This is a genomic window from Streptomyces sp. NPDC002669, from assembly GCF_042889165.1.
GTDB lineage: Bacteria > Actinomycetota > Actinomycetes > Streptomycetales > Streptomycetaceae > Streptomyces.
On the sequence record NZ_JBIAQQ010000048.1, the window covers coordinates 1 to 20,524 of the forward strand.

The 20,524-nt window shown below is 73.2% G+C and carries 15 protein-coding genes; 6 read left to right on the forward strand and 9 right to left on the reverse strand.

Going from position 1 to position 20,524, the window contains the following annotated elements; genetic code table 11:
* Nucleotides 1-180, reverse strand: a 180-nt coding sequence (locus ACFYW1_RS37395; protein WP_389004010.1) for a hypothetical protein, incomplete at its 3' end; no start/stop codon positions are given.
* A 260-nt stretch (nucleotides 181-440) separates the two neighbouring features.
* Between ACFYW1_RS37395 and ACFYW1_RS37400 the strand changes: the two genes are divergently transcribed.
* Both ACFYW1_RS37400 and ptsP read left to right on the forward strand, forming a co-directional pair.
* Complete coding sequence (locus ACFYW1_RS37400) at nucleotides 441-890, forward strand: PTS glucose transporter subunit IIA (protein WP_389004012.1); 450 nt, start codon at nucleotides 441-443, stop codon at nucleotides 888-890.
* Nucleotides 891-966: 76 nt separating this feature from the next.
* Nucleotides 967-2,637, forward strand: coding sequence for a phosphoenolpyruvate--protein phosphotransferase (ptsP, locus tag ACFYW1_RS37405; protein ID WP_389004014.1), 1,671 nt, complete (start codon nucleotides 967-969; stop codon nucleotides 2,635-2,637).
* Nucleotides 2,638-2,709: 72 nt separating this feature from the next.
* On the opposite strand, the gene ACFYW1_RS37410 is transcribed toward ptsP, so the two are convergent.
* Nucleotides 2,710-3,666: a hypothetical protein gene (locus ACFYW1_RS37410; protein WP_389004016.1), complete on the reverse strand. Its 957-nt coding sequence runs from the start codon at nucleotides 3,664-3,666 to the stop codon at nucleotides 2,710-2,712.
* A 69-nt stretch (nucleotides 3,667-3,735) separates the two neighbouring features.
* Nucleotides 3,736-5,712 carry an acetoacetate--CoA ligase gene (locus tag ACFYW1_RS37415; protein ID WP_389004018.1) on the reverse strand — a complete coding sequence of 659 codons (1,977 nt, stop codon included), beginning with the start codon at nucleotides 5,710-5,712 and terminating at the stop codon, nucleotides 3,736-3,738.
* A gap of 221 nt (nucleotides 5,713-5,933) precedes the next feature.
* On the opposite strand from ACFYW1_RS37415, the gene ACFYW1_RS37420 reads away from it, so the two are divergent.
* Nucleotides 5,934-8,300, forward strand: a complete 2,367-nt coding sequence (locus ACFYW1_RS37420) for a TIM-barrel domain-containing protein (RefSeq protein ID WP_389004020.1) — start codon at nucleotides 5,934-5,936, stop codon at nucleotides 8,298-8,300.
* A 40-nt stretch (nucleotides 8,301-8,340) separates the two neighbouring features.
* Here ACFYW1_RS37420 and ACFYW1_RS37425 read toward each other — a convergent pair whose 3' ends face one another.
* Entirely contained in the window at nucleotides 8,341-8,862 is a 522-nt protein-coding gene (locus ACFYW1_RS37425; protein WP_389004060.1) for an NUDIX domain-containing protein, read from the reverse strand.
* Between the two features lie 69 nt (nucleotides 8,863-8,931).
* Here ACFYW1_RS37425 and ACFYW1_RS37430 point away from each other — a divergent pair, with 69 nt between their 5' ends.
* Together ACFYW1_RS37430 and ACFYW1_RS37435 are read left to right on the forward strand one after the other, a co-directional pair.
* Nucleotides 8,932-9,738 carry a M15 family metallopeptidase gene (locus ACFYW1_RS37430; protein ID WP_389004022.1) on the forward strand — a complete coding sequence of 269 codons (807 nt, stop codon included), beginning with the start codon at nucleotides 8,932-8,934 and terminating at the stop codon, nucleotides 9,736-9,738.
* A 159-nt stretch (nucleotides 9,739-9,897) separates the two neighbouring features.
* Nucleotides 9,898-10,245: an Mpo1-like protein gene (locus ACFYW1_RS37435; protein WP_389004024.1), complete on the forward strand. Its 348-nt coding sequence runs from the start codon at nucleotides 9,898-9,900 to the stop codon at nucleotides 10,243-10,245.
* A gap of 125 nt (nucleotides 10,246-10,370) precedes the next feature.
* Here ACFYW1_RS37435 and ACFYW1_RS37440 read toward each other — a convergent pair whose 3' ends face one another.
* From ACFYW1_RS37440 to ACFYW1_RS37455, 4 genes are read right to left on the reverse strand one after another with little or no spacing between them, the layout of a single operon-like run.
* Nucleotides 10,371-10,976 carry an ATP/GTP-binding protein gene (locus ACFYW1_RS37440; RefSeq protein ID WP_389004026.1) on the reverse strand — a complete coding sequence of 202 codons (606 nt, stop codon included), beginning with the start codon at nucleotides 10,974-10,976 and terminating at the stop codon, nucleotides 10,371-10,373.
* A complete protein-coding gene (locus tag ACFYW1_RS37445; protein WP_389004028.1) occupies nucleotides 10,957-11,379 on the reverse strand; it encodes a DUF742 domain-containing protein in 423 nt (140 codons plus the stop codon). The genes ACFYW1_RS37440 and ACFYW1_RS37445 overlap by 20 nt, the downstream gene beginning before the upstream one ends.
* 7 nt (nucleotides 11,380-11,386) lie before the next feature.
* Nucleotides 11,387-11,830 (reverse strand): roadblock/LC7 domain-containing protein, encoded by a 444-nt coding sequence (locus tag ACFYW1_RS37450; protein ID WP_389004030.1) that lies wholly within the window; start codon nucleotides 11,828-11,830, stop codon nucleotides 11,387-11,389.
* On the reverse strand, nucleotides 11,827-14,670 hold the full coding sequence (locus ACFYW1_RS37455; RefSeq protein ID WP_389004032.1) for a nitrate- and nitrite sensing domain-containing protein: 2,844 nt from the start codon (nucleotides 14,668-14,670) through the stop codon (nucleotides 11,827-11,829). Before ACFYW1_RS37455 ends, ACFYW1_RS37450 begins: the two co-directional genes overlap by 4 nt.
* Nucleotides 14,671-15,146: 476 nt before the next feature.
* Between ACFYW1_RS37455 and ACFYW1_RS37460 the strand changes: the two genes are divergently transcribed.
* A complete protein-coding gene (locus ACFYW1_RS37460; RefSeq protein ID WP_389004034.1) occupies nucleotides 15,147-15,620 on the forward strand; it encodes a hypothetical protein in 474 nt (157 codons plus the stop codon).
* Between the two features lie 172 nt (nucleotides 15,621-15,792).
* Here the strand turns inward: ACFYW1_RS37460 and ACFYW1_RS37465 are convergent, their stop codons facing one another.
* Nucleotides 15,793-20,517, reverse strand: coding sequence for a hypothetical protein (locus ACFYW1_RS37465; RefSeq protein WP_389004036.1), 4,725 nt, complete (start codon nucleotides 20,515-20,517; stop codon nucleotides 15,793-15,795).
* Nucleotides 20,518-20,524 lie beyond the last annotated feature (7 nt).

Below are 20,524 nucleotides of genomic sequence, written 5' to 3' on the forward strand. Positions count from 1 at the left end.
CAGGTCCTCCGCTTCCGCGTTTTCCCTTTCCGGCCCTTCCGACTCTACCAGAACCTTTTCCCGTTCCGTTTCCGGACCGGATTCCGAATTCTCGGCGACCGTCGAAATGGTCTTTTGCCTTTCGGCGAAAACAGACTCTACCAGCTCTTTTCCCTTCCCTTGGCCAGCTCCTGCAGGCATGCAGGTGCCGAGGCCGGGTTAGAGTCAGGGCTTAAAAAGTCGCCGCCGACCCACGGCTCAAAGTCGTGTTGTGGTCAGGCAGGAGTACGACAGTACAGGCCGCTGGGAGTCGAGGCAAATCGCTTCCGGTACTCCCCTAAGCCCTCGAACCGCCATGACTCGGGCGGAACCGGCACTTCTTATGACTTACGCTGCTGAACAGCATGCCTTCGCCCACAGCTGCGTCGGCGCAGATCGAGCTCCACCCCTGGGAGGCCCCTATGACCACTGTGACGTCCCCTCTTGCCGGACGCGCCATCGGGCTCGCCGCGGTACCCGACCCCGTCTTCTCCGGGGCGATGGTGGGCCCCGGTACCGCCATCGACCCCGTGCGCGAGGCGTCCGAGGCGGTGTCGCCGGTCGACGGCGTGATCGTCTCCCTGCATCCGCACGCGTTCGTCGTGGTGGACGAGCACGGGCACGGGGTGCTCACGCACCTGGGCATCGACACCGTTCAGCTCAACGGCGAGGGCTTCGAGCTGCTCGTGAACAAGGGGGACACCGTCGCGCGGGGCCAGGGCATCGTGCGCTGGAACCCCGCGGCCGTCGAGGCGGCCGGCAAGTCGCCCGTGTGCCCGGTCGTGGCGCTGGAGGCCACCACCGACTCCCTCTCCGACGTCCGTGAGGACGGCGACGTGAAGACCGGCGACACCTTGTTCGGTTGGCAGTGACGGAATCGGCGCGATGACGGCCGACTGGATATCCACCGCGGCAGCACGGACCGCCGCACAACCGGAGACGGGTGAAATGGAGACAACGCTGCGAGGCGTCGGTGTGAGCCACGGAGTGGCGATCGGCGAAGTGCGTCACATGGGTACGGCGGTGCTCGAACCGCCGGCCAAGCAGATCCCCGCCGAGGAGGCCGAGCGCGAACAGGGGCGCGCCCGGCAGGCCGTGGAAGCGGTGGCGGCCGATCTGATGGCGCGCGGCAACCTGGCCGGCGGCGAGGCCCAGCACGTGCTGGAGGCCCAGGCCATGATGGCCCAGGACCCGGAGCTGATGGCCGATGTCGAACGGCGCATCGCCGTCGGCAGCACCGCCGAGCGCGGCGTCTACGACGCCTTCGCCTCCTACCGGGCACTGCTCGCCAACGCCGGGGAGTATCTGGCGGGGCGCGTCGCCGACCTCGACGACGTGCGCAACCGGATCGTGGCCCGTCTGCTCGGTGTGCCGATGCCCGGCGTGCCGGACAGCGACGAGCCCTACGTCCTCATCGCGCGGGACCTGGCGCCCGCCGACACGGCGCTGCTCGACCCGGCCCTGGTGCTCGGTTTCGTGACCGAGGAGGGCGGGCCGACCAGTCACAGCGCGATTCTGGCGCGGGCGCTCGGGGTGCCCGCCGTGGTGGCGCTGCCCGGTGCCGGTGAGCTGGCCGAGGGCACGGTCATCGCCGTGGACGGCAGCACGGGCGAGATCTTCGTCGACCCGAGCGTCGAGAAGCGCGCCGAGATGGAGCGGGCCGCCGCCGCGCGCAAGGCCGCGCTGTCGGCCTCCACCGGCCCCGGTGCGACCTCCGACGGGCACAAGGTCCCGCTGCTCGCCAATGTCGGCGGGCCCGGCGACGTACCGGCGGCGGTCGAGGCCGGGGCGGAGGGCGTGGGGCTGTTCCGTACGGAGTTCCTGTTCCTGGACGACAGCAAGCAGGCGCCCTCCGAGGAGAAGCAGGTCGCCGCGTACCGGGCCGTGCTGGAGGCCTTCCCCGAGGGGAGGGTCGTCGTGCGGGTGCTGGACGCCGGGGCCGACAAGCCGCTGGACTTCCTGACACCGGCCGACGAGCCGAACCCGGCGCTGGGCGTGCGCGGGCTGCGGAGTCTGCTGGACCACCCGGAAGTACTCCGTACGCAGCTGACCGCGCTGTCGAAGGCGGCCGAGGGGCTGCCCGTCTACCTCGAGGTCATGGCACCCATGGTGGCGGACCGCGCGGACGCGAAGTCCTTCGCCGACGCCTGCCGCGAGGCCGGGCTGCGGGCGAAGTTCGGCGCGATGGTGGAGATTCCGTCCGCCGCGCTGCGGGCGCGCTCGATCCTGCAGGAGGTGGAGTTCCTCTCGCTGGGCACCAACGACCTGGCGCAGTACACCTTCGCCGCGGACCGGCAGGTGGGTGCGGTGTCCCGGCTGCAGGACCCGTGGCAGCCCGCGCTGCTCGACCTGGTGGCGCTCTCGGCGGAGGCCGCCGGGGCCGAGGGCAAGAGCTGTGGTGTCTGTGGTGAGGCCGCCTCCGATCCGCTGCTCGCCTGTGTCCTGACCGGGCTTGGGGTGACGTCGCTGTCGATGGGCGCCGCGTCCATCCCCTATGTCCGCGCCACGCTGGCGAAGTACACGCTCGCGCAGTGCGAGCGCGCCGCTTCCGCCGCGCGGGCGGCCGACTCCGCCGAAGAGGCGCGGGTGGCGGCCCAGGCGGTGCTGTCGGGCGAGTAGCCGCCGCTGCGGTGCCGTGTCGTGAAGGGGCTCCCCGCCGAGGATGGGGAGCCCCTTCGGCTGTCGGTGCCGTCAGTGGTGCGGCTTCGGCTCGTCCGCGCCGAGGTCGAAGCCCGCGCAGTACTCCACGTGCGATTCCGGGGCGACCGGTTCACCGGTTTCGGCGTCGGTGCAGTAGGCGTCGAAGACCTGGCCGGCGCTGAGCGGCAGCAGGCTGCCGCGCGACAGGCGCCAGCCGTGGACGCGGTCCCGGGCGCCGGGCCGACTCGTACGGAGTACGACTCCGCCGGGTTTTTCAAGGGCGATGCCGACGGCGAGCACCGTGACGAACTCGGCGCCCTCGTCCGATTCGAGCCGGGCGGGACCCGCGGCCTCGTCGCGTTCGGTGTGCAGGACGGCGAGCAGGTGCTCGTTGTCGGAGGGGATGCTGCAGACCAGGTGGTGGGTGCCCGGACCGGCCGTCTCCAGCATGCGGAGCAGCAGGTGGGAGGCCCGGTCGAAGGCCTCGCGCCCGACGTCCTGGCCGCAGTCGGCGCATTCGCCGAGGTTCGCCAGGAGCATCGTGGCGTACTCCCAGGTGGCCCGGCGGACGGCTCGGCCGACCAGGACCGGGATCAGGGAGTCGAGGGGTTGTCCGGTGTAGGAGACGGTGGCACCGGCTGCCGCGATCTCTGCCGTGAAGCGGCTGCGGCTGGCCGGGGTGTCGGGGGCGAGTCCCGACTCGGCGCAGAACTCCGCGTACTCCTCGGGGTCGAAGAGCGCCACCGTGGCGTGCACGCCCTGGGCGGACAGGGATTTCAGCAGGTGCTCGACCTGCTGGAGGTAGACCGTGTGGTCGTCGAAGGCGAAGGTGCGGTAGCGCCGCATCGCCGCGAAGTCCTGCTCGTCGGCCAGGAGGCCGATGGTGCTGGGTGCTTCGCGGCGCAGCGTGCGTCGCATGGATGCGCCGGACCTGCGGTGTCCGGCCGTACGGATGTGCTTGCCGTTTCCGGTGTGCTTGTTGTTGTCGGTGTTCCCGGTGTGTGCCATGACTGTCCCCCAGTGCGCCGTAGAACATTGCTCACTCAGAGTAATCACGGGCACTGACAATGCGGACGGTCAGTGACGCTTGCGGGCGAGGTCCTCGTAGAAGTGGAGGAGCTCGATGTTGTCGATCGAGCCGGGGTTGACCGCCTTGGCCAGGGCCGTTCCCTGCAGGAGGCGTTTGACCGGAACCTCGATGCGCTTGCCGGTGAGGGTGTGCGGGATGCCGGGGACCTCGATGACCTCGTCGGGGACGTGGCGCGGCGAGAGGTTCTCCCGGATGGTCCGCTTGATGCTGTCGCGCAGCGCGTCGTCGAGCCGCGCGCCCTCGGCGAGGTGGACGAAGAGCGGCATCCAGTATCCGCCGTCGGGCTCTTCGAGGCCGATGACGAGGGACTCACGGATCTCGGGGAGCCGCTCGACGGCCTCGTAGATGTCCGCGGAACCCATCCGTACGCCCTGGCGGTTGAGGGTGGAGTCGGAGCGGCCGTGGATGACGACCGAGCCGTGTTCGGTGATCGTGATCCAGTCCCCGTGGCGCCAGACGCCGGGGTACATGTCGAAGTAGCTGTCGTGGTAGCGGCTGCCGTCGGGGTCGTTCCAGAAGCGGATCGGCATGGAGGGCATGGGCGCGGTGACGACGAGTTCGCCGACCTCGCCGATGAGCGGTTCGCCCGCGGGGTCCCAGGAGCGGAGGTCGGTGCCGAGGCAGGGGGCCTGGAGTTCGCCGATGTGGACGGGGAGGGTGGGGACCGCGCCGGCGAAGCAGCTGCAGACGTCCGTGCCGCCGCTGACGGAGGCGATCCACAGGTCGTCGCCCACCTCGTCGTGCAGCCAGCGGAAGCCGTCGGGCGGGAGGGGGGAGCCGGTGGTGGCGACGCACTGGACGCGGGAGAGGTCGAAGTCGCGCCCCGGGTGGATGCCCGCCTTGCGGCAGGCCATGACGTAGGCGGCCGAGGTGCCGAAGAGGGTCGCCCCGGTCTGCTCGGCGACCCGCCACTGGGCGCTGACGTCCGGGTAGCCGGGGCTTCCGTCGTAGAGCACGACCGTGGTTCCGGTGAGCAGGCCGGAGACGAGGAAGTTCCACATCATCCAGCCGGTGGAGGTGTACCAGAAGAAGCGGTCGTCGGGGCCGAGGTCGCAGTGCAGGCCGAGCTGCTTGAAGTGTTCGAGCAGGATGCCGCCCTGGGACTGGACGATCGCCTTGGGGAGCCCGGTGGTGCCGGAGGAGTAGAGCACCCACAGCGGGTGGTCGAACGGCACCTGCTCGAAGACGGGCTCGGTGTCCGCGGCGGTGAGGGCGGACCAGTCGAGGGCGCCCTCGGGGGCCTCGGTGCCCAGCAGCGGGATGTGGACGACGGCGCGCAGGGTGGGCAGTTCGCGGCGCAGTTCGGCGACCGTGTCGGCGCGGTGGTGTTCCTTGCCGCCGTAGCGGTAGCCGTCGACGGTGAACAGGACGACGGGTTCGACCTGCTGGAAGCGGTCGAGGACGCTGCGGGCGCCGAAGTCGGGGGCGCAGGAGGTCCAGACGCCGCCGACGGCCGCGGTGGCGAGGAAGGCGACGACGGCCTCGGGGATGTTGGGGAGGTAGCCGCTGACGCGGTCGCCGGGGGTGACGCCGAGGGCGCGCAGTTCGGCGGCGAGCGAGCCGACCCGGCGGCGGAGTTCCGCCCAGGAGAGGGGGGCCTGGGTGTGGGCCTCGTCGACGTGGAGCAGGGCGGGGGTGTCCGCGCGCAGGGGGTCCTCGGCGGTGCGCAGCGCGTGTTCGGCGTAGTTGAGGGTGGCGCCGGGGAACCACTGGGCGCCGGGCATGGCGCGGTCGCCGATGACCGTCTCGTACGGGGTGGAGAAGCGGATGTCGAACCATTCGGCGACGGCTTTCCAGAAGGTGTCGAGCTCGGCCACGGACCACTGGTGCAGAGCCGGGTAGCCGCCCTCGGCCGGTGCTCCGTGGTGCTCGGCCGCCCACCGCTGGAAGCGGGTGACGGCGGCGGCCTCGATCCGGTCGGGGCCCGGCTGCCAGAGGGGGGCTTCGTTGGCTGCTGCGGTCATGGGGCGGCTCCCTGGACTGTTACGCGTACGCGGGGTGGGCGTGGGTGGCGCGCACACGTGCCGGGGTGTGCGCGCGGCGGCCCTCACGGACGATGCCACGTGATCGTCTTTCGCACCAGGGTTCCCCGTCGGGGCCGGGATGTGTACGTGTCGCGCGCCCCCGGGTGAACGGAAGTTGAACGGAGCCCGCGCCCGCCCCGCCGGGTGGCAGGGTGAGCTGCATGGATGGTCGTGACCTGGTGCGTTCGGTGAAGTTGGTCGGTTCGGTGCGGGGGCTGCGCACGGTGCGCTCCTCCTGGCGGCGTCGTCGTGCGGACGCGCGGGCGTTGCCGGCCCGCGGTGCGGAGCGGGCGAGGGTGCCCGGCCCTGTGGTGGGGGCGGAGCCGGAGCCGGGCGGGGGCGTGGTGCGGTTCGCGCGTTCGGAGTTGCGGGTGCGGGTGGCGGTGGGCGGTGCGGTGTTCCTGGGCTGGGACGGGGCGGAGCCCGAACCCTCGTACGCGTTGGCCGGGGCGGTGCCCGAGGTGGACCCGCGGGCCGAGCTGGAGCCGGACAAGGACGGTGGCTGGCAGGTGGTCTCGGAGCGGCTGACCGTCGCGGTGTCGCGGCACGGGGCCGTGGAGCTGCGTACTCCCGGCGGGGTGGTGCTCCGGCGCGAGTCGCCGCCGCGCTGGTGGGAGCCCGTGGCGGGCGGGCGGGCGGCGGGGGCGAGGTGGGTGCAGCGTTCCGCGGTCCCGGCGGACGCCCGGTTCTTCGGGCTGGGCGGCCGGGCGGCGGGGCCGCGGTTGCGGGACGGCGTGTACGGGCTGTGGAACACCGATCCGGGCGGGCGTTTCGGGCCGGGGGACGATCCGCTGTACCTGACGATGCCGGTGCAGTTCGTGGTCTCCGACGCGGGGACGCATCTGGTGTTCCACGACAACACCTGGTCGGGGCGGGTGACGCTGCGCGAGGGCGAGGAGGGCGCGGGGTCGGGTCACGACCGTCCGGGGACCTGCGAGGTGCGGATGGACGGGGGGCCGTTGCGCTGCTGGGTGCTGGCGGGGACACCGGCCCGGGTGCTGCAGGGGTGGACGGGGCTCACGGGTGCCCCGGCGCTGCCGCCGTCCTGGGCGCTGGGGCCGCAGCACGCCCGGTGGGGGTTCGGGAGCGAGCGGGAGGTGCGGCGGATCGTCGCCGGGTACCGGGAGCGGGGGCTGCCCCTGTCCGCGCTGCACCTGGACATCGACCACTACGACGCGCACCGGGTGTTCACCGTCGACCACCGGCGCTTCCCCGATCTGCCGGGGCTGGCGAAGGAGCTGCGGGAGGAGGGGGTGCGGCTGGTGTCGATCGTCGACCCGGCGGTGCGGGCGGAGCCGGGCGACGCGGTGTTCGACTCGGGGAGCGCGGTGGGAGGCGGCGGGGCCTTCGTCCGGGACGCGCGGGGGCGGACAGTGCGCGGGGAGGTGTGGCCCGGCGAGTGCGTCTATCCGGACTTCACCGATCCGCGGGTGCGGGAGTGGTGGGGCGGGCTGTACGAGGAGCGGCTGGCGCAGGGGTTCTCGGGGGTGTGGCACGACATGAACGAGCCGGTGTCGTTCGCCGCCTTCGGGGATCCGACGCTGCCCCGGTCGGCGCGGCACTGTCTGGAGGGTCGCGGGGGTGATCACCGCGAGGCCCACAACGTGTACGGGCTGGCGATGGCGCGGGCCGGGTACGAGGGGCTGTGCCGGCTGCGGCCCGAGGAGCGGCCGTTCCTGTTCTCGCGTTCCGGCTGGGCGGGGATGCAGCGGTACGGGGGCACCTGGTCCGGTGATGTGGGGACCGGCTGGCCGGGGCTGCGGGCCTCGCTGGCGCTGGTGCTGGGTCTGGGGTTGTGCGGGGTGCCGTACTCGGGGCCGGACGTGGGCGGTTTCGACGGGTCGCCGTCGCCGGAGCTGTATCTGCGGTGGTTCCAGCTGGGTGCGTACCTGCCGTTGTTCCGTACCCATGCCGCGATCGACGCGGGCCGGCGCGAGCCGTGGGAGTTCGGTTCGCAGGTGCTCGGGCACGCGCGGGCGGTACTGGAGGAGCGGGAGCGGCTGCGCCCGTACTTCGTGACGCTGGCGCACCTGGCCCGGCTGACGGGCGCCCCGTACGTGCGACCGCTGTGGTGGCGGGCGCCCGGGGACCGGGCGTTGCGGGAGTGCGAGGACGCGTTCCTGCTGGGCGACTGTCTGCTGGTGGCTCCGGTGCTGGAGCCGGGGGCGGACCGGCGGGCGGTGCGGTTGCCGCGGGGTCACTGGTACGACACGGCGACGGGCGAGGTGCACGAGGGGCCGGGGCAGGTGTTGCTCGACGCGCCGCTGTCCCGGGTGCCGGTGCTGGCGCGGGCGGGGTCGGTGCTGCCGGTGCGGACCGCGGGCGGGGGTGTGGAGCTGGAGGCGTGGGCTCCGGTGGCGGGGCGCACCGGGGGCGGTCTGGTGGTCCGGGACGCGGGGGACGGCTGGGAGCGGGTGGAGGTCGAGCGGTACTCGTCGCGGTTGGTGGACGGGCGGGTGCTGGTGGAGCGGGAGGGCGAGGGGGAGGAGGTGCCGGTGGACCTGCCGGTGCGGGTGCGCGGGCTGTAAGGGCGTCCGGGGTTCACGGGGGCGCGGGCGGGGCCGCGGGTCAGCGGTAGCCGCCGTCGAACCAGGTGCGGACGGCCCGGGTGTGCAGGGGGAAGGCGAGTTCGGCGGGTGTGCGCAGCACCTGGAATCCGGCGGTCTCGTCGGTGGGCGCGGAGGGCGGGAGGGCGGTCGCGGGGCGCGGCGGGAGGAGGCCGAGGAGGAGCAGGTGGCCGGCCGGGGAGCTGAGCGCGTCGGCGAGGCGGACGTCCTGCTCGGCTGCCTCGATCCCGGTCTCCTCGCGCAGTTCCCGGACGACGGCGTGCTTCCAGTCCTCGTCGTGGTCGATGAAGCCGCCGGGGAGGGCGATGCCGCCGAGGCGGGGCGGGATGGTGCGGGTGATGACGACGAGTCCGGTGCCGTCCGGGCCGGTGACGGGGAGCAGGGCCACGGCGACCGGCAGCGGGTTGCGGTAGGCGGTGCTGCCGCAGGCGGCGCAGGTGCGGGGCCAGTCGGCGGCCGCGGCGTACGGTGCTCCGCAACCACCGCAGTGGGAGTTGGCGACCGGTGCGTGGGAGTTGCTCATGGATGCGGACACGCGCGGACTGTATCCGATCCCCGGGCGCGCTCCCCCGTACTCCTGGATTATGTGCTCATGACAGGTCTTGCTTTCGCTTCCCGTGTCCTGACGACCGCTGCCGCCACCCTGCTCGCCGTCGTCGCCGCCGTTCCCGTGGCCGGGGCGGCGCCCGAGCCGAAGGCGCCCGAGGAGTTCGTCGCGCTGCGTTCGGTGGATCCGACGATCATCCAGGAGATGCGCTACCCCACCGCGCACAACTTCATGGGCGTTCCGGTGGACGGCTACCGCCAGCCGCTCTGCATCCTGACCCGGCCCGCCGCCCGCGCCCTGCACCGGGCGCAGGTCCGGCTGCTGCGGCTGGGCTACTCGCTGAAGGTGTACGACTGCTACCGGCCGCAGCGGGCGGTCGACCACTTCGTGCGCTGGGCGAAGGACCTCGACGACGAGGCGATGAAGCGCGAGTTCTATCCCCGGGTCGACAAGGCGCGGCTGTTCGCGGACGGTTACATCGCGGAGAAGTCCGGGCACAGCCGGGGCAGCACGGTGGACCTGACGCTGGTGAGGCTGCCCGCCGCGCCGACCCCGCCGTACCTGCCCGGCCAGGAGCAGGTGCCCTGTCACGCGCCCGCGGCCGACCGTTTCCCGGACAACTCCGTGGACATGGGTACGGGGTTCGACTGCTTCGACACGCTCTCCCACACCGACGACCCGCGCATCGGGGGGAAGCAGCGCGCCCACCGGCAGTTCCTGAAGAAGTCCCTCGCCGACGTCGGCTTCGTCAACCTGGCCGAGGAATGGTGGCACTACACCTTCGAACCCGAGACGTTCCCGGACACCTACTTCGACTTCCCGGTGGCCAGAAGGTCCGTGGCGGGGCACTGAGGCCCCGTCGAACGGCCCCTTCCGTGCCGTCGCGGGCCCCCGGGCCGCGGCACGGAAGGGGCGGCCGGCAACACCCCCGCGGATTCCGGCCGCCCGCTTCTCCCACTTCGACGCGAACCGGCCGTTTCCGGTTGCCGTTCGAGCCGTTACGGTGCCCGTATGTCACAGCAGACGTTCGATTCCTACGAAGAGTTCTGGCCCTATTACGTGGCGATGCACTCCAGGGCGGCGACCCGCTGGGTCCATCTGACGGGCACGCTGACGGGGCTCGCGGTCAGCGCCTACGGCCTGGCGCGGGGGCGTCGGAGGTATCTGGCCGCGTTGCCGCTGATCGGTTACGGAACGGCCTGGCCCGCGCACTTCCTGATCGAGAGGAACAACCCGGCCACCTTCGGGCATCCGGCCTGGTCGCTGCGCGGCGACGTGCAGATGATCCGGATGATGCTGGCGGGGCGCGACCGGGAGCTGGCGGAGATCGCGGCCAAGTGGCTCGCCGACCACCGCTGACGTCGGCGCGGCCGATGGTCCGCGCGACCGGGCCGTCCGGCGGGTGAGGGCCGCTCGCCCCGGCACGTGGCCCGGGCCCCGGTCGGCGGCGTCCGGACCACACGTCGTGGTCCGGACGCGGGACGTCACGTCGTGGCGGGTTCGCGGACGCGTTCCGCGCGGGCCAGGGCGTGTTCGACCACCCTGGCCAGGACCTCCCGCACGGAGGGGCGGTCGCGCGCGTCGCACATGAGCACGGGCACCTCGGGGTCCAGGTCCAGTGCGGCCTGCACCGTTTCGGTGGGGAACCGGTCGGCCCCCTCGAAGCAGTTCACCGCGACGGCGAACGGGATGGCGCGGCGTTCGAAGTAGTCGACCGCCGCGAAGCAGTCCTCCAGACGCCGGGTGTCCGCGAGCACGACCGCGCCCAGGGCGCCCTGTGCCAGTTCGTCCCACAGGAACCAGAAGCGGTCCTGTCCCGGTGTGCCGAAGAGGTAGAGCACCAGGTCCTCGCGGAGGGTGATCCGGCCGAAGTCCATGGCCACCGTGGTGGTGGTCTTCGCCTCCACCCCGGCCAGGTCGTCCACCGGACGGCCCGCCTCGCTCAGTCTCTCCTCCGTGCGCAGCGGCCTGATCTCGCTGACCGCGCCGACCAGGGTCGTCTTGCCCACCCCGAAGCCGCCCGCCACCAGGATTTTCAGGGTAACGGGCTCCACGGGCCGCTTCTTGCGGCTAGAGCGCCCGAAGGCCATTGATCACCTCGCGAAGAATGTTCACGTCCGGCAGCTCGGCCGGCGGAACGGGACGGGTCACATGCACCAGTTCGTCCTCGACGAGGTCGCCGACCAGCACCCGGACCACCCCTACGGGGAGGTCCAGGCCGGCCGCGAGCTCGGCGATCGACTGGGGCACGCCGGAACAGAGCTCGATGATCTCCACGTGCTCCGGGGAGAGCGTCTGGTCCCTGCCCGGATCGTCGGCTTCCGGTTCGGGGACGACGATCGCGATCAGGTCGAGCCGGTGACGGGAGGCGCTGCTGGTACGGCCCCGGGTCATCGCGTACGGACGGACCACCGGCCCCGCTTCGGCGTCGTACCAGTGCGAAGCCTGCGGGTCGGTGGGCGGTGCCGGAGATCTGGAGGATTCGGCGCTCACCGTCCACTCACCCCCCGGCGGCCGAACCGGGCGTCCGCGGGGCGTTGGTCAGGTGGGCGCCGACCCGCTTGACCATCAGCGTCATCTCGTACGCCACCTGACCGACGTCGGAGTCGGCGTCGGCCAGCACCGCGAGACAGCTCCCGTCCCCGGCCGCGGTGACGAAGAGGAACGCCTCGTCGAGTTCGACGACGGTCTGGCGGACCCTGCCCGCGTCGAAGTGCCGCCCGACTCCCTTGGCGAGGCTGTGGAAGCCGGAGGCGACGGCCGCCAGGTGCTCGCTGTCCTCGCGGGTCAGGCCCTTCGACGTGCCGGTGGCGAGGCCGTCGCTGGAGAGCACCAGCGCCTTGTGGATGCTGGAGACCCGCTCGACGAGTTCGTCGAGGAGCCAGTTGAGCTGGCCGGAGCCCTGGCGTGCGGCATCGGTCGCAGCGACGTTCGGTGCGGTCATGGACCGTCCCCTCCCGGAGTGGTTCCTTGTGCTGTGTCACCGGGACCGGACACGTCCTCGGCGTTCTGCCGACGTCCGCGCTGCCAGCCGCGTTGGAGCGAAGCCATGCGGCTGCGTACCTCGTCCGCGTCGCGGTCGAAGTCCTGGGCCGGGTCCGTCCGGGCCGGTTCCGCGTCACGGAGGCCCGAGTCCTCGCGCAGCTGCGGGGCGAGGCTGGCCTGCCGGACGCGGCGGGGCAGCCCTCCCACGGTCTCGCGGGTGCTCGGGGCCCCGGAGGGAGCGGGCCCTGCGGGGGTGGCGGGCTCGGTGGGTTTCCGGAAGCCGGTGGGCTGCCGGGGTTCGGTGGCGGCACCGGAGTGCCACGGGGCGGCGCCCGGCGGCGTGCTGCCCGGGGCCGGCGGTTCGGCACCCGGCCCGGGGCGCGCGGTGTCGAGGGACCTGGGGCCGGAGGCCGTGGAGCGGGCCCGGCCCGCCTCGTCGACCCGGCGGCCGTTGTCGGCGACCAGGGTCGGCGGCTTGCGGCGGGGCAGCGGCACCGGCCTGGCCGGGTGCGCGTCGGCCGCGGGTCCGGCCGGTCGGTCCGCGGTCTGCTGGTGCGGGTCGCGGCCGCCGTCGCGGCGCAGTTCGCGGGCCCGGAAGATGCCGCCGCGCTCGCTCTCGGTGTCGTCGAGGTCGGAGGCGCCGCCCAGCAGGGGGTCGAGCAGCGGGTCGAGGGTCGGGTCGTCGTCGAAGCCCAATGCTCCGACGGGGCCTTCGAGCTCGACGGGGCCGTCCAGGAGGGCCGGGTCCACGAGGCCGGTCGGCACGGGGGCGAGGGTGGAGGGCCGGCCGGGCCGGCGGTCCGGCGCGCCGTCGCCGCCCGTCGGCTCCCCGGCCTTCCGTCCGCCCGCGCCGATCGCCCGCTCGGCCCTGCGGTCCAGGCGGAATCCGGTGCCGTGGGTGTCCGGGGCGTCGGTGAGCAGCGCCGCCGGGATGAAGACGATCGCGGTCGTTCCCCCGTAGGGGGAGGGCTGCAGCGAGACCCGGACGTTCTGGCGCTGCGCGAGGCGGCTGACCACGAACAGGCCGAGCCGGTCGGTGTCGGAGAGTTCGAACTCGGGGGTCTCGGCGAGCCGCAGATTGGCGTCCAGGAGGACTTCGGCGGGCATCCCCAGGCCGCGGTCGTGGATCTCCAGCGTGAAGCCGTTGGCGACGCGTTCGCCGTGCACCTGGACCGCGGTGTGCGGGGGCGAGAACACGGTCGCGTTCTCCAGGAGTTCGGCGATCAGGTGGGTGAGGTCGGCGACCGCGGGGCCGCCCACGCCGATGCGGGGCAGTCGGCGGACCTCGATCCGCTCGTAGTCCTCGACCTCGGCGACCGCCGCCCGCACCACGTCCATCAGCTGGATCGGCTTGCGCCACTGGCGGGAGGGCGCGGCGCCGGAGAGGATCACCAGGCCCTCGGCGTGGCGCCGCATGCGGGTGGTCAGGTGGTCGAGGCGGAAGAGGTCCGCGAGTTCGTCGGTGTTCTCGGTCCGGCGCTCCATCGTGTCCAGGAGCGTCAGCTGCCGGTGCAGCAGCACCTGGTTGCGGCGGGCGAGGTTGACGAACACCTCGGAGACGCCGCGTCGCATGTCGGCCTGCTTGACCGCGGCCTCGACGGCCGCCCGTTGCAGGGTGTTGAGGGCCTGGCCGACCTGGCCGATCTCGTCGCGCTCGTACTGGAGGTGCGGGGCCTCCGTCTCCACGTCGACCTGCTCCCCCGCGGCCAGGCGGCGCATCACGCTCGGCAGTCGCACGCCGGAGACCTCGTGGGCGTCCTTGCGGAGCCTGGAGAGGTCGCGGATGAGTTCGCGGCCGATGCGCACGGAGACGAACAGCGAGGCGACCAGGGCGAGGAATCCGAGGACGCCCGCGACGCCGGCCTTGATCAGGACGCCGTACCCGGCGGGTTTGCCGCGGTCCTGGAAGCGGTTGCCCATCTCGGTGGAGTCGTTGGCCAGCCGCTCCAGGACCGGCTCGGCCGCCTCCTGCCAGCGCTCGGTGTCGACGGCCCGCGGGTCCTGGGTGGGGCCGTCCTGGACGAGGGTCCGCTCCGCGGTCCTGAGCGGTTCGCTGTCCGGGCTCGCCCAGTACTGCTCGATGCGCTGCCGCTCCGACGCGGGAAGCATCTCGGCGTTGATCTCGTAGAGCAGTTCGCGATTGGCCACGAGGTCGGACACCTGGCGCAGTTCGGCGGCGGTGAGCCGGCCCGCGATGAGCGACGAGGCGATCAGGGCGTCCTCGCGGGAGAGCATCTCGCGGGCGCGGGAGATCCCGACCAGGGCCCGGACCTGCTTGTCCATCGACACGTTCTCCATCGTGCGGAGACCGGCCAGAAAGCGGTAGCAGGGATCTATGAGCCGTCCGTAGAACTCCATCGCCCTGGAACGGTCGATGGTGCGCTCGTCGACCGATTCGCGCAGTGCGTCCAGCCCCTCCACGGTGCCCAGGATGGAGTCGAGCTGGGAATCGTCCTCGGAACTGAGCGCCTCACGAATGTCTTTCTGGCGCGCGCCGTCCTTGAGGCCCGTCAGGACGCGGTCGGTGGCAGTCCGTTGACGTTGCAGGAGCGGGAGGGCGTCGGAGGCACGGGGGTCGGCGAGGAAGACGAGGGTCCGGCGGCGCTCGTCCTGAATGGCCCGGACCGTGTCCTCCAGCGGATGGCCGACCTTCTCCACGATGGTGCTCGCACTCATCAGCTGTCTGGCCTCGCGCCCCGTCAGATAGGTGGCGAATCCCCAGAGCCCGGTGAGGGAGACGAGCGGCACCAGCAGCAGCGCCACGATCTTCCTGCGGATGGACTTTCCGCGAAAGCGCATGGACTCCCCCAGCTCGACCCCGTGTGCCGGGGGTCGTGTTCCGTCAACAAACGGCGCGAGCCTACTACCGACACGGAGACAACTCGAAGGGACGTCCGGATGATTTTCAGCCGCCCTCCTCGTTATTGATCATGGCTTGTCCCGGTATTCCGGGCAATGAAATTCGCGAAAGCGGCAGAAGAGACCCGTCAATGCTTCACCATGTTCGACAGGGCAGTTGGCTGGAATTATTCGCTCCATGACGGATCGGGGGAATCTTCACGACCGGCCACTCGTCCGTCTGTACGGGACATCTGTACGAGGTGGGGACAGCACGGGGAGAAACGGTGTCCGCGAGGCGGGATCATGGTGGGGGTTGCGACTCCGGTCCGCCGGAGGAAACCGGTGGGGGCAGGACGGTCCGGTCCGCCCGCGTAGAGACGGCGCAGGCCGGGCAGCAACCCTGAAGTCGGACAGTGGTGGGGAGTTGAGAGTCCTTGGAAACGGAAGAGCGCCGGGGTGCGGTGCTGTCGGCATCGGCCGCGGCGGTACGGCCGGCGGCGGCGAACGGGGCGAGGATCCCGCGCCAGCAGCTGTGGGTGGAAGAGCCCGCAGGACGGCGTCGGATGCCGGACCCGGTCCGCACGTCCGCCGTGCGCGCGGTTCTCATCATGTCGCTGACGATCATTCAGGCGATGGTGGCGTTCCTGTGCACGCTGACCGGGTCCTGGCTGGCGTTCCCGATGGTGCTGAGCAGCGTGGGCAGCACGGTGGTCGCGACCTGGTCGGTGCTGGACGTCTGGATCACCCGGCAGGTCTGGAACCAGCGCAACGGCGTGGTCTCCACGCCGAGCAGTTCGGCACGGCAGCTGCGCCGCGAGCGGCGCAGGGCACGACGGGCGGCACGGGCCGCGCAGCGGGACGAGGCGCGGATACGCCGCCGGGGCGCGAGAAACCTCTCGCAGGCCTGAGCGCCCCGGCGGGTCCGCACACCCGGGCGGGGAGCCGGGGCTTCCCGCCCGGACCGTACCGGCCCCCGCGGCCCCGGTACGGTCCGGGCGGGAAATCCCGGGAGCGTGTTCCGAAGGTCCCGCCCGGCCGGGAACGCCCTCCGGGCGGACGGCGCCCTTCCCCCAGCGCGCTTCAGGCGTTCCGCTCCGCGGGGGCCGGGTCGCTGCCGGGCGGTGTCGTGGCGCGCTTGAACATGCGGGTGGCGGTGATCTCTCCGTGCACCGCCTCGCCGCCCGGGTCCTGCTGCGGCAGGCCGGGGCGCAGGTGCTCCTCCACGCTGATGTACTTCAGCCCGGCCCGCAGGTCCGCGTCATTGCGCAACCGGATGACCAGCGGGAATTCCGCGAGTGCCGTGGTGTCGAACAGCCCGGTCGTGTAGAGCAGCTGCACCCCCAGGGCGTCGGACACCGCGCGCTGGAGCTCCAGCAGATAGGTGGCGTTGGCACGGCCGATGGGGTTGTCCAGGAAGAGGGTGCCCGCGTGCCGGTGCTGGTGGCGGTCCCGTCCCCGGTCGTTGCTGCGCAGCGCGGCCATGGTGCAGTACAGGGCGATGGCGGCGGTGAGCAGCTGGCCGCCGGAGAAGACGTCGCCCATCTGTCCGACCGGGACGCGCTCGGCCCGGAGCACCGCGTCCGGCTTGAGGATCTCCACGGCGATGCCCCGGGGCTCCAGCGCCGCCTGCACACCGCGCAGCAGGAGGGACATCCCGTCCCTGCGCAGGTCGGAGTTCTTCCTCAGCGCGGCGCGGGTGGCCTCGTCGATGACCTCGCCGAGCCGCTCGGTGAGCGTCGCCTGGTCGGGTTCCTCGAAGCGGATGCGGAGGAATTCCTGACCGGACCACTCCCCCAGTCCCTCCGGGAGCCGGGAGAGCCGCTGGGCGGAGCGCAGGGTGGTGAGCGCGGACTCCACGAGACCGCGCAGCCGGTCGACGATGGAGTCGCGGTTGCGTTCCAGCTGGGCCAGTTCGTCGGTGAGCACGCGCAGCCGGGGCGCGAAGGCGGCGGCCCACTTCTCGGCATGGTCGGGCAGCGCCGCGGCGGGCAGCTCGCGGATCTGCTGGCGCGCGGGGGTGCGGACCTGTTCGTAGCGGGTGGAGTTGGCGTGCCGTACGAGGATGTCGCTCGCTTCCCGTACGGCGCTCTCGGCGGCGGAGAGGTCGGTGGCGCAGCCGCGCAGTGAGCGGCGGGCCTCGGCGGCGGACTGCCGGGCCTCGTCGAGGCTGCCGGGGTACGGCTCGGGGGCCTCGGCGTCGTCGTCCGCGCCGTGGTCCCGGAGCAGGTCCCGCAGGAGTGCGGCCGTCTCGTCGAAGCCGCCCGCCGAGTCCTCGGCGGTGCGGTGGGCGTGCAGCAGCTCGGCGTGGGCGGCGCGGGCGGTGTCCAGCGTCGCGGTGGCGGAGGCCAGTTCGGCCGTGGCGGTGCGCAGGAACGCCTGGGCCTGCTCGGCGTCGGCGGGGACCAGTTCGTCGGGGAGTTCGGTGTGGTGGGACTCGCCGTCGGCCGGGGCCAGGCGCTCGGCCTCGCCGCGCAGCCGGCCCAGTTGCTCGCTCGCGGTGGAGGCCCGGGTCTCCAGGAGCTGCACCAGGGACTCGGCACGGGCCGCGGCGGCCTGCCGGGAGGGCCCGTCGGCGCCGTCGGTTCCTTCGAGGAGCTGGGCGGCCCGGGTGCGGACCTTGTTGGTGAGCCGGTCCAGTTCGGCGAGGGCGGCGCTCTCGTCGCTCTCGGCGCGGGCCTGTTCGGCGCGCAGGTCCGCGCCGACGCCCACCTTCTCGTACAGCTGGGAGGCGGCCCGGTACGCCTCGCGCAGGGCGGGGAGCGCGGGGCGCGGGGCGTCGCCGTCGGGTTCCGGGAGCTGCTCGGGGGCGCCCGCGATCTCGGCGCGTTCGGCGCGCAGGGCGCGTGCCGTGCGCCGGGCGTCGTCGGCGGCGCGCTGCGCGGCCCTCCGGTCCTCGTCGGCGGCGCGGGCCCGCTCCAGGCAGACGGTGGCGCGGGCCTCGGACTCGGCCGCCTCGTCGGTCAGTTCGCGGAGCTTCACCTGCCAGCCGGCGCGTTCGCGGAGCCGGTACGCCAGGCCCGCGAGGGCGTCGGCGGCCCGGCGGGCGCGCTGGGCCGCCTCCTGGCGCTCGTCGCGGACGCGGGCGGTGTCCGCGGCGGCCTCGTCGGCCTCGGCGCGCACCGTACGGGCTTCCGCGAGTTCGGCCTCGGCCGTCTCCGCGACGGTGCGGGCGGTGCGGGCGGCCTCGGCGAGCTCGGCGAGCATGCCGGGCGGGCAGTCGGCGCGCCAGGAAGCGATGCGGGCGGCGAGGGAGCGGTCCGCGGCGAGCCGGGCGGCGAGGGAGCGGATGTCCTCGTCGCGGGCCGCGGCCCGGGTCCTGAGGGCCTGTCGTTCCTCGTCGGCCGCGTGCTCGTCGTGCATCGCCGGGTTCGGCGGGACGAGGAACACTCCCTCGGTGTGCGGGCCCGCGGCCGGGACGGGGGCGAGCAGCGCCGCGGCGGTGCCGACGGCGACCGCGGAGCGCGGCAGCAGGGCGGCGCCGTCGAGGACCTCGCGGGCGCGGGCGTGCGAGTCGGGGTCGGTGATGACCACCCCGTCGACCAGTTCGGGGCGGGTCGCGAGGACCGCCGCGTGGTCGGCGGGGTCCACGGCCTGGGCGAGGTACCGCCAGCCGGGCAGGGCGGGGATGCCGTGCTCGCCGAGGTACTCGACGGTGGCCAGGACGTCGGGCCCGGGGGGCAGCAGACCGCCGTCGCCGAGCGCGCCGAGGATCCGCGCGTCGTCGGCGGCCGCGGTGCGCAGCTCGAAGAGGCGTCGTTCGGCGGAGCCGATGCCCTGGTCGAGCAGCTCCCGCAGTTCGTCGGCGCTGCGGTCGAACTCCTGGGCCGTGAGCGGACGTTCGCGAACGCCGGGCTGCTGCCCGGGGTCGGCGGGCGTCCGGTCGCCGCGCTCTGCCCCGGCGGGGCGGGGGCCCGTTCCGGCCGGGCCGGTGTCCGTGTCGGTGCCGTCCGTGCCGTGCGACGTGGGAAGGCCCAGCAGATCGGCCAGCCGGTGGTCGGCGGCGATCGACTCGGCGGCCCTGAGCTCGGCCTCGTACGACTGCTCGGCGGCCTGTGCGGCGTCGGCGGCGCGGGCCGCGGCGAGCTCGGCGCGGCTCTCGGCGGACGCGGCTTCCCTGGCGCGGTCGGCCGCCGTGCGGGCGGCCTCCCTGGCGGTGTCCCAGGCGGCGACGGCGGACTGCTCGGCGTCGCTCGCGGCGAGGGCGGCGCGCGCCGGGTCGGCGTCCGGCGCGGTGTCGTCGAGCCAGCCGGCCCGTACCGCCCGGGCCGTCTCCTGCTCGACCTCGGCGAGGCGCTGGCGCAGGTGTCCGGCCTCGCTGCGGGCGCGCTGGGCCTCGGTGGCGGCGGTGGTGGCGTCCCGGTGGGCGGTCTCGCCCGCGCTCTGCAGGGCGTCGGAGCGCTCCTCCTCCTCGTTGGCCAGGTTCTCCCCGGCCTCCGCGGCGATGTGCAGGGCCTGTACCAGGTCGGCGGCGGCCTCGGCACGGGCGGCGAGCGCGGGCGCGGCGTCCCGTTCGGCCTCCCGGATGGCGGCGGCCACCCGTGCGGAGCGGTCGCCGGCCGCGCGGTGCCGCAGCACGGCCTCGGCGGCCTGCCAGGCGGAGTGCAGGGTGCGGGCGTCGACCAGTTCGCGGCGCTGGGCGGCGGCGCCCTTCTCCGCCGCGGCCAGGGCCAGGGAGGCGTGCCGATAGGCCAGTTCGGCGGCGACCAGGGCACTGCGGCCGCGTGCTTCTTCGGCCGTGGTGACGGTGTGGGCGGCGCCCGTCACCTGCTGGGCGAGTTCGGTGCTCCGGCCGCGTTCCTGGCCGGCGCGGACGGAGAGCCTGCGGGCGAGCGTGCGGGTGCGGCGCTCGGCGCCGGCGTGGACGTCCCGGGCACGGGAGCGGGCGCCCGCGGCCTCCACGATCCGTCCGAGCAGGTCGACCGAGCCCGCCGTGAAGTCCCGTTCGGCGGTCAGTTCGGCCCGGCGGCCCAGTTTGTTGCCGAAGCCGCCGACCAGGTCCGCGAGGCCGTCCGTGTCCCGGGTGTCGGTGACGGCCCGCAGCAGCAGGTCGGTGAAGTCGGAGTCCTTCTTGACCGCGAAGAGGCCCGCCGCCTCGCCCTCGTCGGCGTTCATCTCGCGCTGGTAGCGGAAGAGTTCGGGGTCGAGGCCGAGGTCCCCGAGGTGTTCGTTCCACCGGTCGTGGATCTCTTCCCAGTGCACGTCGAGGTGCTGGTAGAACTTGCCCGCCTCGGTCAGGGCGTCGCGGAAGCCCTTCATCGTGCGCCGTCGGCCCCGTGCGCCGGAGGCGCCTTCGGCGGACGGGCGTACGGAGGTGGCCTCGGCGACCGGCAGGGAGTCCAGGCTGAGTCCGGGGCCGGGCCGGAAGGAGTACCAGGCCTCGGCGAACTTCCTCGGGTCGTTGGAGACCTGCCGGCCGCGCCATTCGCTGACCTTGCCGACGACCACGCACTCGCCGGTGAGGGTGTGCTGCCACTCCAGGGCGACGTGCCCGCAGTCGTCGGCGAGGAGGAATTTGCGCAGCACGCCGGAGCTGGCCCCGCCGAGGGTGTTGCGGTGGCCGGGCAGCATCACCGAGAAGATCAGCTTCAGCAGCACCGACTTGCCGCCGCCGTTCTCCAGGAAGAGCACGCCGGCGGGTGCCGGGCGACGCGGCGGACCGACCGGCTCCTCCTCGAAGAACTCCGCCTGGGCCGGCGCGGGGTTGGGCACGGGCTCGCCCACTCCGCGCAGGTCAAGCACGGTGTCGGCATAGCGCGCACCGGCAGGCCCGATGGAGTAGAGGCGGACCCGGGACAGCTCGTACATGGCGGCG